Origin of the sequence: Flagellimonas abyssi, from assembly GCF_019457905.1 — a bacterium.
Taxonomy (GTDB): Bacteria; Bacteroidota; Bacteroidia; order Flavobacteriales; family Flavobacteriaceae; genus Flagellimonas; species Flagellimonas abyssi.
Genome location: NZ_JAHZSV010000001.1, coordinates 425625 through 440681, shown reverse-complemented (window position 1 = coordinate 440681; position 15057 = coordinate 425625). Strand labels below are relative to the sequence as shown.

At 36.0% G+C, this 15057-nt stretch carries 12 protein-coding genes; 3 read left to right on the top strand and 9 right to left on the bottom strand.

Annotated elements, in window-relative coordinates; translation table 11 throughout:
• Positions 1-6: 6 nt before the first annotated feature.
• On the bottom strand, positions 7-609 hold the full coding sequence (locus K1F36_RS02035; protein ID WP_220112297.1) for a sugar transferase: 603 nt from the start codon (positions 607-609) through the stop codon (positions 7-9).
• 247 nt (positions 610-856) lie between these two features.
• The gene (locus tag K1F36_RS02030) at positions 857-2017 is read right to left on the bottom strand and encodes a glycosyltransferase family 4 protein (RefSeq protein ID WP_220112296.1); all 1161 of its coding nucleotides are present in this window, start codon (positions 2015-2017) and stop codon (positions 857-859) included.
• 328 nt (positions 2018-2345) lie between these two features.
• On the opposite strand from K1F36_RS02030, the gene K1F36_RS02025 reads away from it, so the two are divergent.
• On the top strand, positions 2346-4415 hold the full coding sequence (locus K1F36_RS02025; protein ID WP_220112295.1) for a right-handed parallel beta-helix repeat-containing protein: 2070 nt from the start codon (positions 2346-2348) through the stop codon (positions 4413-4415).
• 120 nt (positions 4416-4535) lie between these two features.
• On the opposite strand, the gene K1F36_RS02020 is transcribed toward K1F36_RS02025, so the two are convergent.
• Positions 4536-5732 (bottom strand): IS256 family transposase, encoded by a 1197-nt coding sequence (locus K1F36_RS02020; RefSeq protein WP_062787294.1) that lies wholly within the window; start codon positions 5730-5732, stop codon positions 4536-4538.
• 183 nt (positions 5733-5915) lie between these two features.
• On the opposite strand from K1F36_RS02020, the gene K1F36_RS02015 reads away from it, so the two are divergent.
• Together K1F36_RS02015 and K1F36_RS02010 are read left to right on the top strand one after the other, a co-directional pair.
• Positions 5916-7352, top strand: a complete 1437-nt coding sequence (locus tag K1F36_RS02015) for an MBOAT family O-acyltransferase (RefSeq protein WP_220112294.1) — start codon at positions 5916-5918, stop codon at positions 7350-7352.
• 3 nt (positions 7353-7355) lie between these two features.
• The gene (locus tag K1F36_RS02010) at positions 7356-8309 is read left to right on the top strand and encodes an SGNH/GDSL hydrolase family protein (protein WP_220112293.1); all 954 of its coding nucleotides are present in this window, start codon (positions 7356-7358) and stop codon (positions 8307-8309) included.
• Here K1F36_RS02010 and asnB read toward each other — a convergent pair.
• From asnB to K1F36_RS01980, 6 genes are all read right to left on the bottom strand, one after another.
• The gene (gene asnB, locus K1F36_RS02005; RefSeq protein ID WP_220112292.1) at positions 8288-10192 is read right to left on the bottom strand and encodes an asparagine synthase (glutamine-hydrolyzing); all 1905 of its coding nucleotides are present in this window, start codon (positions 10190-10192) and stop codon (positions 8288-8290) included. The genes K1F36_RS02010 and asnB overlap by 22 nt on opposite strands.
• Positions 10193-10195: 3 nt before the next feature.
• Complete coding sequence (locus K1F36_RS02000; protein ID WP_258538899.1) at positions 10196-11368, bottom strand: glycosyltransferase family 1 protein; 1173 nt, start codon at positions 11366-11368, stop codon at positions 10196-10198.
• A 2-nt stretch (positions 11369-11370) separates the two neighbouring features.
• Positions 11371-12261 (bottom strand): glycosyltransferase family 2 protein, encoded by an 891-nt coding sequence (locus tag K1F36_RS01995; protein WP_220112291.1) that lies wholly within the window; start codon positions 12259-12261, stop codon positions 11371-11373.
• A gap of 1 nt (position 12262) precedes the next feature.
• Entirely contained in the window at positions 12263-13258 is a 996-nt protein-coding gene (locus K1F36_RS01990) for an EpsG family protein (protein ID WP_258538898.1), read from the bottom strand.
• A 91-nt stretch (positions 13259-13349) separates the two neighbouring features.
• Positions 13350-13931 carry a serine acetyltransferase gene (locus tag K1F36_RS01985; protein WP_220112289.1) on the bottom strand — a complete coding sequence of 194 codons (582 nt, stop codon included), beginning with the start codon at positions 13929-13931 and terminating at the stop codon, positions 13350-13352.
• Entirely contained in the window at positions 13931-15055 is a 1125-nt protein-coding gene (locus K1F36_RS01980; RefSeq protein ID WP_220112288.1) for a glycosyltransferase, read from the bottom strand. Before K1F36_RS01980 ends, K1F36_RS01985 begins: the two co-directional genes overlap by 1 nt.
• Positions 15056-15057 lie beyond the last annotated feature (2 nt).

Below are 15057 nucleotides of genomic sequence, written 5' to 3'. Positions count from 1 at the left end.
GATCGGTCAATTACCGGCCCATTGGGGCATTGTTTTGTTTTCATTTTGATTGATGTCACTTTTCTTGATCACTTTTATAAATGTTTTATAGATAATCTTCAAGTCCAACATTGCAGAAATGTTTTCAACATACCAAACGTCCAACTTGAATTTTTGATTCCAATCGATTGTATTTCTGCCATTTACTTGGGCCCACCCTGTTATTCCGGGTCTTACATTGTGCCGTTTGCTCTGTTCTTCATTATAAAGCGGCAGGTATTCTACCAATAAAGGTCTTGGGCCTACAAGGGACATATCGCCTTTAAGCACATTTACCAATTGCAGGAGCTCGTCCAGAGAGTATTTGCGAACGAATCCACCTATAGGTGTTACTCGCTTGGGGCTATGGATATCGATTGATGAGCCAGGTTTAAAATCGCGCATGGTCTTGAATTTAATGATTCTGAAAATTTTTCCATCTTTTCCGGGACGTGGCTGTAAAAAGAACGGTTTACCATGGTTAACGACCAATAGTAAAAGTATCAGGACCAACAATAATGGCGACAGGAGCACAAGTAGAACTAATGCGATGAGAAAATCTATGATCGGTTTTATAAAAACGCTGTACATATATGAGGTTAAACAGGGATTTAGGGATAATATTCTATTTAGTACAAACAAAAAGCACTAAGACACTTTAAAATTAGGGCAACATTGGCAAAATGCATTGATTAATGGTTTAAGGAAATGATATTTTAGACGAATTGTAAAAGTTCTAGATTAAAACAAGGGTTTGGCTTCAATTCCATTTAGTATTGAACTTTAAAGAATCCTTTAGATATTGAAATGTAGCTTTGGGTAAACTGTATGTTTTGAATCAATCTTTGGTGCCTTCCAGCTCTTGATATTCTTTTAAGAGTTCGTTCCAAATAAAGGACCTTTCATATCTCTTCTTGATCATCTCCCGGTAAACATCTTTTTCTGCGGCAAACTTCTCTTTGTTCTCCAACACGTGTTTCATAGCGTTGAAAAGTGCCTCGGTATTTTTTGTTGGTATAATGCTTCCGTTGACTCCCTCTTCTACAATCTCATTACAACCATTGATATCGCTTACAATACTGTAAAGCCCCATTGCCCCAGATTGCATTACCACATTGGGAAAGCCCTCACGATAACTGGGAAACGTCAAACAATCACTGATGGCAAAATAAGGGCGCACATCATCTGCCCATCCCGTGGCAATTACTTTATCGGACTTGAAGATGAACTCCTCTGTTTCGGGCAACATTGGGTCAAGCTCTTCTTCAGGATTCCCCACCAGCAACAGTTGTACATTGGTATGCTCCTTCAAAATATTTTTAAAGGCAGCAATAAGTTCATTGATTCCTTTGTCCCCAACCAATCGGCCGACAAATACAAACACATAGTCATCATCGGCGAGCTTTAGTTTTTTGCGAAGCTCAAGTTTTGATGCATTGGAATATAAGCTTGGGTCAAAATAGGAGGTATCTATACCATTGGAGCTGCCATGGCCGATCACCTTTAATTTTTTTGCATCCGTGAACTTGTGGTCCAGTACGATGTCCTGTAGTCCCACCGAGTTTGGATATACTTTAGTTGCGCAGTAATAGGTCAATTTTTCTACGGCATTCAGCAAAACCCTTTTTGGTCCGGTAGCTTCCACAAGAGGTAGCCCGGCAATGGTGTGTAATCTGTGTGGAACACCGGCCAAGCGCGCGGCCATCATGCCGATTGTTCCTGCCTTTGGTGTATGGGAGTGGACAATGAACGGTTTTTCTTTTCTTAGGATTTTATAAAGAGTTATTAATGCCTTAAGATCCTGAATAGGGGTTATCTTTCTAGTAAGGTTTACGGGAATCACCCTTATTTCTTCCTTGGCCCCCACTTTTTCCAAGTTTTCCTTATCCGATGAGATACCGACAACCTCATAGAACTGACTCATAAATTTAGATTGTCCCTGCAACAGTCCCCCGAGTGAAATAGGCACTGTGGTTATCCTTATTAACTTTTGCTTCATGGAATAGGTGATGGGTTAGGTAGCAATTTGATTTAAAAATATGGGGACTTTTCAGGATGTCAAATATAATTCCATATAAGTTGAAAAGGGTTAAATAAAAATTACTTTTAGATTTAGTGTGGTAAATTATAGATAAAGTGGATTTGAGGGCTAACTAGAAAAAGCATAGGAAAGATGCATTTCATCGATTTTTTTTGTTAAAATCGATAGGTTCAACGTCTAATTGTTTGGTATTGAACGTAAGTGCTGGTGTATTTCGTCGAAAAAAAGACACATTTTGTCGTTTTTTGAACTTAAAAGAACAAATTTGTAAATTAAAAAGTAACAGATGCAAAAGAACACCCCAAAATTACTTTTCTTTTCGGTAATTTTTCTTTGCCTAATTCAAGCCTCATTTATCTCTTGTTCGCAAGATGAAGACCTTATAGACCTAGTTGGTTTGGAAGACCCTGATGAGGAAACCGTTGATGTTTCGGATGGAGATTCTGATGGAGATTCTGATGGAGATTCTGATGGTTCCGATGACCAAGAGACTCCAGATTCGGAAGAAACGGACAATGGCCCTGATTTTGATTCCTCAGAGGGACTTAAAATAGATAATACACCATGTGACTACACATTGGATGGTATTGAAAGCAACTCAACCTTGGAAATTGCCTGTCGCATGGACTTGGGAGGACAAACCATAACGGTACCTTCCGGAGTCACTTTTGTTTTTGCAGGAGGTGAAATTATAAACGGAACGTTGAACTTTTCTGCTCAAGGTACCATTGATGGTGACTTGCTCAATAAGGATTTGACCATTGAAGGTGATGTTAAATTAGATGACCCAATTTTTCAGTTTTATCCGGAGCGATGGGATATTGTTCAAGGACAAGTAAATTCTGATCGCGCCTTAAAGAACAATACCAATTTTGAAGGATTAATGTTTTATGTAAAAGAGTTAGGGGCTACTACCTTTAAAACTGATGAATTTGATGCCTATTTTGAGGTTACCAAGGTTACTTCTACCACAACAAATCAGAATTTTTATCCAAGTTTAGAGGCAGTAAACCTACCTTCAGACTTTACTTTGTCAATGACTAATAATACCTTTTTGAGAGTCTTTCCAACAATCGGTACTACTTCAGCAGCTTTAATTGGTGTTAGAGAGGTCGATAATGTTACCATTCGGGGAGGTGTTTTAGTTGGAGATAGGGATAATCGTTCCTATTCTAGGGAAAATGCAGAAGAGGGAGCCCATTTAATGACGATTCGGTCTGGTAAGAATATTGTTTTGGACGGTGTAAAGTTTACAAAAGGATCATTAGGAGGACTAAACATAAATTCAGTTGGACATACCTTTGATTCCAACTATGACCCAACTAACAATGTTGTGGTCAGAAATTGTGTTTTCGATTCCAATAGAATGATGAGTATTGCATTAACGGATGGTAATAACATAGATATTAATTCAAATACTTTTTTAAATAATGCTCAGCCTTCCTCAAATTCTGATGGAGGAGTAGTAGGTTTTGCAATTAATCTTGAGCCTGTAAGAACAAGAAATTCATCCAATGAATTAGTTGAATATCAAAAGGTTCATGATGTTACAATAAGAAATAATGTTGAAAGAGGTAGTAGGGAAGGCTCGATAATCGTTTTTATTGGTCAAAGAATCATAATTGAAAACAATGACTTTGAGACGAGCGCCTCCTTTTCTTTAGCTTCAGAAACACAAATCAGAAACAATAAATTTACAGCAAGTAATGTTTCTGCTGGTAAACCTGCAATTATTGTTGGCGGACCAGGAGAGACTGTATTTAATAATTCAGTGTCTGGTAATACAATTGAGGGTTATGGATTAGCCATTGCAACATATTATAAAGATATAGAGGTTACGGGCAACATCATAAATAATTGTAATTCAGGTATTCAAATAAAAGATGCTGAAGATATTTTTATAAGTGAGAATAGGATTACTAATACCACCAGCGGACGAGGTATATCAGGACAAATTACCACTGCAAACAATGTCGTTATACAAAACAACGACATTGATGTTAGAAATAATGCCATTTATTTTGTCCAGTTAAATCGAGATGCAGGATTAGATAATTCTGTGCAAGTGATTGGAAATAATTTCGCAAGTAGCGCAACCTCTGTTATCTCTAGCTCGTCAGGAGTGACTTATAGTAACAATATTTCAAATGGAATGGTTCAAGTTATTAATGCATCAGATATTGATGTATTAAACAATACTTTATCACCAAGTAATGCTAATGGTATTCATTTAAAAGGTGATTTGACAGGAACAACCATTCGAGACAACAATATCAATGTAACCGGCAATTATACTTGTATTCTGGACGAATCTACAAGTAGTAGTGTGTCGATTGGAAACAATACTTGCCAATAAAGTAAACTGGATTTATAAATTAAAAGGAGGTGCCATTGGCACCTCCTTTTAATTTATAAGCAACTTTGGGACACTATCCCAATAAGTGTGTAAGTTAAAAATAACGGGGGTTGGGCTTTTCTAGAGCCTGACCCTTTTTTCATAGATCGTAAGGAACTGGTTTAAAATGATGCCCCAGTTCCTGATGGGCATGGACCATTTCTTGGTGGCCTCCCTTGTTGCCAAATATACGGATTTCATCACCGCATCGTCGGTGGGGAAGGAAAGCTTGTTCTTGGTGTACTTCCTGATCTTCCCGTTCAGGTTCTCTATAAGGTTGGTGGTATAGATGATCTTTCGTATCTCGAGGGGGAACTCGAAGAACACGGTGAGTTCGTCCCAGTTGTCCCTCCAGCTCCTTATGGCATAGGAGTACTTGGTTTCCCACTTCTTGGCAAAGTCCTCCAGGGCGGCCTTTGCGGCCTTCTCGTTGGGTGCGTTGTAGATGCCCTTCATATCGGCGGTGAACGCTTTTTTGTCCTTCCATACCACGTAGCGGCAGGCATTGCGTATCTGGTGCACCACGCATATCTGGGTTCTGGACTCGGGGAAGACGTTCCTGATGGTATCGGTGAACCCGTTCAGGTTGTCGGTGGCGGTGATCAGGATGTCCTCGGTGCCGCGGGCCTTGATATCGGTGAGCACCGACATCCAGAAGGCCGCCGATTCGTTCTTGCCCAGCCAAAGGCCGAGCACTTCCTTTTTCCCGTCCCTGCGCAGGCCCACGGCCACGTACACGGTCTTGTTGATTACTTTGGAGGATTCCCTGACCTTGAAGACGATACCGTCCATCCATACGATAAGATAGACCGGTTCCAAGGGTCGGTTCTGCCAGGCGACGATGTCCTCCGCCACCTTTTCGGTTATCCTTGATATGGTGGAAGTGGAGATGTCAAAATTATAGACCTCGCGTATCTGTTCCCCGATATCGCTGTTGCTCATCCCCTTGGCGTAGAGCGATACGATGACATTTTCGATGCCGTCCACCATGTTGCCCCGCTTGGGGACGACCATGGGGTTGAAACTGGCATCCCTGTCCCTGGGGACGGATATCTCGGACTCCCCGAAGGAGGTGCGCACCTTCTTTTTGGAGTGCCCGTTACGGGAGTTGCCGTCCTTGGACCTCTGGTGCCTTTCGTAATCCAGATGGCCGTCCAGTTCCCCTTCCAGCATCTTCTCGATGCCGCGCTTCTGGAGTTCCTTGAGAAAACCGTTGAGCTCGTCTCCCGATTTGAACTGCTTCAGGAAATCGTCGTTGAACAATTCTTCTTTCTTCATAATGTGAAAATATTTAAAATTAGACAAAAAATTAGCGGGGGCATGCCCCCGCTAATTTTCTATTTACACACTTTATGAGATAGTCCTAACTTTGGTCGTATATAATGATCACTTATCGAATCAATCATTATGTGAATTATAAATTCAATTTATATTTGAAAGGCAACTCCAAAATCATTCGACTTGTTATTCAATTCTTTCGAGTTTACCGTTTTTATTCCAATAGTATTTATAGTTTATTGGTTTCTCCTCAATAAGAAATTAAAATTGCAGAATGCATTTTTATTGGCTTCAAGTTATGTTTTTTATGGATGGTGGGATTGGAGGTTTTTAGGACTTATTATATTTAGTTCTTTTGTTGATTATACAATAGGATTGTATCTGGGAAAAACAAATAAAGTATCACATAGAAAGAGATTGCTCGCTATAAGTCTTATTCTTAATATTGGCTTATTGGGGTTCTTTAAATACTTTAATTTTTTTATTGAGAGCTTTAATGATACAGTTCGATTTTTTGGAAACAATTTTGATTTAGACACCCTCAATATTATTCTACCTGTTGGTATTAGCTTTTATACATTTCAAACACTAAGTTATACCATAGACGTCTACAATCGGAAACTTGAACCTGCCAAGGATGTAATTTCCTTTTTTACCTATGTAAGCTTTTTTCCTCAACTAGTAGCTGGTCCCATAGAAAGAGCAACTAATTTGTTACCACAATTTTATAAAAAAAGGGCTTTTGATTATGACTTTGCTGTCAGTGGTCTAAAATTAATTCTTTGGGGGCTTTTTAAAAAGGTTGTAATTGCTGATAATGCAGCAACGTTTGTAAACATAATATTTAGTAATACGGAGAATTATTCTGGCAGTACAATTTTTTTAGGAGTAATACTTTTTTCATTTCAGATTTATGGAGATTTTTCTGGATATTCAGATATTGCTATTGGAACATCTCGTTTATTTGGGTTTAAATTGATGCGTAATTTTGCATTCCCTTATTTTTCAAGAGATATAGCTGAATTTTGGAGAAGGTGGCATATTTCTTTGTCCACCTGGTTCAGGGACTATGTTTATATTCCTTTGGGTGGTAGTAGGGGAGGACTTTGGCAAAAAGTAAGAAACACATTTGTAATATTTGTGTTAAGCGGATTCTGGCATGGTGCTAATTGGACTTTTATGTCTTGGGGCTTTTTGAATGCATTGTTCTTTTTACCTCTTTTAGTTTTGAAAAAAAATAGAATCAATACAGATTTGGTTGCGGAAGGCAAGTTCTTGCCAAATCTTAGAGAAGTTTTCCAAATGCTTGTCACTTTTGTTATGGTGAATCTAGCGTGGATTTTTTTTAGAGCAGATAGTATGTCTCATGCCGCTCAAATTTATTTCAAAATAATTTCTCCATCCTTGTTTGCGGTGCCGGAATTGATGCCCCTTAAAATAATCATATTGATAATCATTTTTGTTATCATTGAATGGCTCAGAAGAGATAGGGAAGTAGTACTTGATTTTTCTGATTGGAGGATACCCAGACCACTAAGGTTTCTCATTTACTATTTAATTATATCATCTATTTTTTTATTAGGCGGACAGCAGCAAGAGTTCATTTATTTCCAATTTTAGCATATGAAAAAGTTTCTAAAAGTTTTGACTATTTTTTTCGTGCCGATTTTAGTTATCACCCTGGGCCTAGAATTTTATCTGCGCAACTATGAATCTGATTATGCTCAAAAGTTAGAGGGTTTAAACTTAAAAAGAGATAATGTTCAGGTTCTTATTTTAGGTAATTCCCACGCTTTTAATGATGTTGCTCCAGATATTATAGAAAAGGAGACCTTCAATTTAGCAGGATTAAACCAATCAATTTATTATGACAAAAGAATTACATTAAAATATCTTGATGATTTACCTCAACTTCAGTATGTTTTAATTAGCATGGATTATCATTCACTTTATTTTTCTAGCCAAGGGATAAGGGATGTTTGGTCTTATTATTCGTATGGAATACCATATGAAGATAGCTCATATTTCAAAGAAAGATTATCTTATTTCTGGTTCGGGTATACTCCCAGAATAACATTCTCCCTTTTGAAAACTAAATTACTCGATCGAATAAAAAATGTTAAGGATATTAGGTTAATAAATGGCTGGGAGCCCCTTTTGGAGATGGAGCATGGTGCATTCGAGGAATCTACTATTAATGCTCGAGCTAAATACTTCAATGATCTTGTGCGCGAGTCGGTTGAAAGAGAAATGGTCCAGTCAGATTTAGAGTCGTTTATTCAAAAATTAAAAGATAATGGAATCAATCCCATCTTATTTACGCCACCAGTGCAAAGACGCTTGATAGATAGGTTGGACCAAGAAATAATGCAAAAGAATGCAGAGTACATTCAACAATTGCAAACAACTTATGATGTTCCTTATTGGAACCTGATAAATGCTATATCGGATGAAAGTCTTTATTACAACGTAGATCATCTTAATTCTTCCGGAGCCAAAGAATTTTCACAGATTTTAAATGAAAAATTGGAGGATTATATTTTTGAGAAAAGCAATTATGATGAACTTCCTAGATAATTTTTGCAATACCATTTTTGGAAACAAAAATATGTCCATACCATAAAAGTGTTGTCTTTTCCATTTAAATGATCGTTCACCAATTTTTGTATTGAGGAGGTATTGAAAATTTGTTGGGTTTCTAAAAAGGAGGGCTCAATATATTTCTTCAATTCTTTCTCAAGTGAAGATCTTAACCAATCCCCAATGGGAACTCCAAATCCAGATTTTGATTTATCAAGGAAGTCCTCCGGAAAATCTTCTTTAAATGCTTCTTTTAGAATGTATTTCTTGTTCCACCCTTTCATCAAAAAGTCTTCTGGAAGACTATTGGTATAATCCCATAACTTTTTGTTCAGAAAAGGAGCTCTACACTCCAAAGATGTTAGCATACTTGTTCGGTCAACTTTCACTAACATATCACCTTCCAAGCTAATATTTCTATCCACTTCCCTATAATCAGTGAGTGAATTAGGAGCTGATACTCCGGTCAAAGATTTATAATAGGCAAATGGATCTAGCTCTATAAAATTTGGTAATAGGTAATCCTGTAAGCTATTATTTGCGAAACCTAAGGAAATTATGTCCCAATAATATTGATTTGAATAATCAATTGAATTCAACAACTTGTTTATTTTGAATCTAATACCTCTCTTATCACTTTTGGAATAAAGCAAAGGCTTCAATATTCTTTTGCTTAATTTATGTAACTGATTGGGAATTAACTGAGTGTAACGTTCATTAATCTTGCCAATATAATATTTATTATATCCGCCGAAAACTTCATCCCCTCCATCACCTGTAAGAGCAACTTTTACGTGCTTACTGGTTTGGTGTGCCACCAAATAGCTTGGGAGAGATGAAGAGTCCGAAAAGGGCTCATCAAAATTGTCCAATATTTCGCTAACATTAGTCTTTAAATCATCTTCATTAAGTACGAATTCATGATGATTGCTATCTATCAAGTTGGCAACTGTTCTAGACTTGTCTCTTTCATCAAAACCTTTTTTTTCAAATCCTATAGAAAAAGTATTGATTTTTTGGTTTGATATTCTTGAGAGACATAGGGATACTATGGAAGAATCAACTCCACCTGAAAGAAAAGTACCGATAGGCACATCTGATACGGATCTGCTTTTGACACTTTCCGCTACCAGCTCTCTCACTTTCAATTTTGCTGAATTAAAAGAAATGTCTTCTTTTTCATTCACCTGCGTTGATTTTATTGAATCAGTACTCCAAGACGACTTTTTTAAATCATATATGAGAAGATGGTTAGGTTGTAATTTATGTATTCCTTCATATATTGAAAAAGGAGCAGGAATGTATGTTAACTTAAAAAAGAGATTCAATCCCAACTTATTTATTGTAGGGACTGTTGGAATAGCTTTAAGAATTGATTTGAGTTCAGAAGCCCAAAGAAATTGATTTTTGTATTGTGTGAAATAAAGAGGTTTTTCTCCAAAAAAATCCCTTCCTATAAAAACCTTCTTTTTTATACGGTCGTATATACTAAAGCCAAACATACCATCAAGCTTCCTAAACCCTTCCACTCCTTCATATTGATAGAGCTTTAATATTACTTCGGTATCACTTTTTGTATTAAATGTAATATTTTTAGAAGAAAGATCGGCTCTGAGTTTTTTATAGTTATAGATTTCCCCATTGAACACAATTACAATATTATTGTCATCGGAGTAAATAGGTTGTTGTCCAGAATTTAAATCTATTATAGACAATCTACGCATTCCCATGGCGATTGAAAATTCCTTGGTTGACTCTGTAAAGCATCCATGATCATCAGGCCCTCTATGAATGATTTGATCATTCATCAGTTTAATTTTATTGGTAAGTACTGAGGAGTCTATATGATTATTCTGGAGAATACCATTAATACCACACATATATTAGTTTTTAACTTTGGTTAAATAGAAGTTTTGTAGCTCGGCCGCATTATTTTTGATGTCATAATTCCCATCTACTATTTTTTGGTGGGTGCTAACACGGTTGTAATTGAACATTTCGATTAATTGGTTCGCCCATTCCACAGGTGTACTTTCTAAGGACTTAAAAGTGATGTTACCAGTGATATCCAATTCATTCGAAATGTTTTCAGAAGCTATAATTTTTAGCCCAGAAGCTTGGGCCTCTATCAAGGTAACTGGCAGCCCCTCGTTTGTAGATGGAAATAGAAAAACATCAAATGCTTGCAATAGATGGTTTACATCTTTTCTAACACCTAAAAAAATAACATTTTCGGCAATTCCCATTTGCTCGGATAAGTCTTTGTAATACTGCTGACCTGGACCTCCACCAACAAGGATTAATTTAGTTTTCGGTAATTTTTTCTGCACTTCATTAAATACATCTAATAGAAAGGCATGATTTTTTTCTGGCACAAAATTTCCGACATGCCCTATGACCTTATACCCCTGAAGACCTAATTCTTTTCTCAAATTCGAAGAAGTCTCTTGGTCATATTCAAATTCGTCTGCGGCTATGGCATTGTTTATAATTTTCACATTAGGCTTGCTATCCAAACCAAAAAGCCATCGAGCTGCTTTATCCCCACACGAAAAGTAATAATTAGCATTTTTCCGTACCGACTTACGTAATAAGTTTTGTACCAAGAACTTAAAAACATATCCCAATGAAGCCTTTTTTTTGGAAAAAGGATTTATGTTTAAATGGAATAGACTTGTATGGCTGTGCGCTATTCTAACAGGAATACCTTCTTTTTTAGCTTGGCTTAAAATTATACCGCTTAATCCATTCAAATGGGAGTGTATTATTCGATGCTCCGTATGTGTTTTGAAAAATGCCCGAACAGCGGAGATATAAGAAAAATAATTCTTGGGACTTATATTAGGCATAATATAGATTTTACCTCCAAGTGATTTTATTTCGTCATCATAAGCACCTTTTTCTTGCCTATGTAATAGAAAATCGAATTGGACCTTGTTTCTATCTATATTTCTATAGTAGTTCATAATCATGGCCTCAGCTCCACCACGATTCATTATGGTTAAAACTTGGAGTATACGTATGGGTTGTTCTGCACTATTGTTCTTCATGGCCATATTCAAATTCCGCTTTTTGTTTTAAGGCGTATGTACAAATTGAGCAAAACTCCAAAGGGAATCGCAACAATGGTGGTTATTTTTTTAGGTGACTCTGAAAGGAATTTTTCGTTTTTTGTAAAGAGAGCACAAGAAACATAGTGGACAGCATTCTTAAACTTGACACCAAATGATTTAGCATATTTCATTCCTGTTATCCTTGTAAAGGCAAAACCTTTAGGATGTCTACGGTATTGTTTTAACATGTTTAAACTTGATCCATCCGGCATGTATTCCACAATGCAGTATACCTCATTTACAGGATAAAGTTTGTAATCTTGATCAATCAATTGGTATAAATAGCCCAATGGGACAAACCTTTCCCCTTCATAAATAGGGTACTTAGGATATTGTTTGATAACCTCTGTTCTGTATACAAGTTTTTTATCTCCTTTGACCTTGTGTTTATTATATATGTCATAAATCGTAGTCTCTTCAAGATGTTCTGGAAACCTAGTTCCAATAATATTACCAGTTTTGTCAGCATCTAGGCCGACAATTCCGGCAAATTGAGGCTTATCTTTTATCGACTCCCATTTTTCAAGAATTAGTTCGACAGCATTGTTGGGCATGAAATCATCACTATCAATACAAATATTAAGTGGTGTTTCTATCAAAGAATAGGCTGTGTTGTGACCACCGTGCATACCTTGGTTGCTTTGATATTGGTATCTAATTTCAATCTTATTCTCTTTGATCCAACTTGCAATTAGTTCTTTGGAATTATCTGTTGATCCATCATCAATAATCAACCAAATAAAATCTTTATTAGTTTGTGAAACCAAGCTATTGTAGCATTGATGTAGACAATATGCACGATTGAATGTAGGGGTAAATATGGTTATGGTTTTCATTTTAACTGTAATAAAGGTAGAACATCAGATAAGTAAACGAAAAATATGCGAGTATAATATTTCCTAAAAGAGCATGTTGATTTTTAAAAAAATTTTTCTTCAATAAAGGATATATGATAACTATTGCCATCATAAACCATGAAAGGTATGCGAAGCGGTTGGAAAAATTTGCACGAATTACAAGAACCCAAAATCCGTTACAAATGAGATAAGTATTTAATAACCTATTATAAAGCACATCGGAGAATCCTTTTTTAACAACAAAGTACCATCCTGCAAAAACTGCAAAAGCTGAGTGAAATAAAAAATCCCATCTAAATCCAGTTGCCGAAAAAGTTCCTTCTTCAGAGCTACTGGATAAATATCCGGATAGTCTATCATCTGCGAACCCCAAACTGCTAAAAAGGCTTATCCATACCCCACCAAGAACCAAGGAAAGAGGAATACACATTAACCATCCCTTGAAATAAAATTTCGGGTTGTTATAAAAATAGGTGGCCAAGTAAGCCAGAATAGGTAGGAAAAGTGTTTTGTGGAACAAGAGTGCAAATCCAAAAAACATTACCATAAGTATTTTTCTTTTTTCGTAACATAGTCCCCATAAAAATAAGGAGCACGCAGCCCCATTTCGAATACCATTAACACTATATGTCCAAAAAGAAAAGGACACTACGAACATCAAGAATGCATAGTACCAGTACTCTTTAAAATAAGTAGTTGAAATTTTATATAGGGGGAAAATATAAATGAAACTAATTATGGTAAAAAAGGCATGTATTGACATATATGGTGCCAATGCTTTCATAAATACATGCCATCCATAGTCTTCTGCGTTTTTTATGGGAAGTCCTATCTGATAGTTCGAATATGTAACAACATAGTTTACAGTATCACCAAAAATGGGGTGAATTGGCCTTAAACCTATATATAATACAAGGAAGGCGAGAAGTAATAGTCCAGAAATATTTATAAATGATAAGTTTTTAGGACTCTCCATAGGCACAACTCTAGTATGAAGAATTGTGAACAATACCAAAAACAGACAAATGTTGATATAGATTGGGTAATATGACTCTATAGGGACAAAATTAATCATCAAGTTGGTTTTTGTTATCAATTTTAATTACCCGAGCCGGATTACCTACCACGGTGCAATTATCAGGAATATCTTTGACAACCACCGAACCAGCCCCTATTATAACATTGTTGCCAATAGAGATATTTCCAATAACTGTACAATTTGTGTAAAGTTTTACATTATCTCCTATTCGTGGTCTTAGTCCGTTATTTTCTCCAACAGTAACAAGTTGATTTATATAAAGATTCTTGCCTATTTTTTCAGCATTTATTATGGAACTATAAGGATGAGCCAAGATTACCCCACCACCTAATTGAGTGTTGATATCTATAGTAAAACGATTGTCCTTTGGATAAAAAATTCTCAAAAAGTTACTTGCTGGTCCTCTTGTTCTGAAATAAAATAGGGTCCGGAAATATTTATCATCAGCTAATTTTTTTAATAAATCAAAAAATATTTTGTTGTTCAAGCTTGGGATTGTTCCTCCGGAATATAAATCCTCTTTAATCAAGTGTTTATTGGCAGAGAAAGAAAAAAGCAATCCATGCGGAATAAACAGAAGTTGATATATGCTTAAAAACAAATGTCTCATTACAAATGATTTAAAATTTTTTGATCCCACTGTTTCATCACCGGGTCTAAAAGATATTTTTGTACGGATTCGAATCCGTTTCTCGCAAGTTCTTCTCGTTTTTTATCTTCATGTGTTAACTCCAGCAATTTATTTATGAACATAACTTTATTGTCCATCTCAATAAGACAACCTGTTTTATCTTTTTCAATGATATTCCTTGGTCCGGTTGGGCAATCAAAAGCAATAATAGGTAATCCTGAAGATTGTGATTCTAGAAGAACCATAGGGAAACATTCTTGGATAGAAGTCATTAAGTAAAGTCCTTTTTTTTGCATGATTTCCATCAAATTGTCAACTGGCTTTATAAGACGTACTGAATCTTTTAAATGGTATTTGGTTATCAAACTATTTAACTCAGCTACGTCTATATCAGTTCCATCTCCATAAATTTCCAGATTCCATTCATTATCTGATTTTTTAAATTCGTTCCATATTTCTAAAAGTAAATCAAATCGTTTTACAGGTGAAAAGCGTCCTGCGGCAATGGCGGTTTTTTCTCTGGTTTCAATGCTAAAGCTTGGTTTCTCTATAAAACTATGTGGTATTGGGTTGGGAATATGTACAATACGCCCAGAATTATAGAAACCTTTTTCTTCTTCGTTAAGCACGACTTTAAAATCCAATTTGTTTTCAACTAACTTTTCAAATCGGATTAGGGGAGTGGGTTTTACCTTTGACCTGTAAAATTGAGTAAAGTGATACTCCTTTAGAAACTTAGCTTTTGAGTTCAAAAACGGAAAAAAGAAGGTTACAGGAATATGATTGGCTATGATAACTAAATCGGGATTTAAATTTTTCAACAACTTCTTTAGCTTTCTATAGTTTTTGAAAACTTTTACAATATTGTTTTTGCCAAAGTAGCTGCTATTTCTATCGTACAGAATACCTAAATCATACAAACTTATTTGTTCGGAAAATGGGTAGAAGGTCGCTTTGCCTTCTTGTTCTGTAGTGACTATGTCAACTTTATGCTTTTTAACGGTGGACCAATAATTCGCTTTTATGTTGATTAAGCTATTAATCCCACCAATTTTATGAAGTTGGTCTGTTAGAATTACAATATTTAACTTTTGTTTTTCCATCT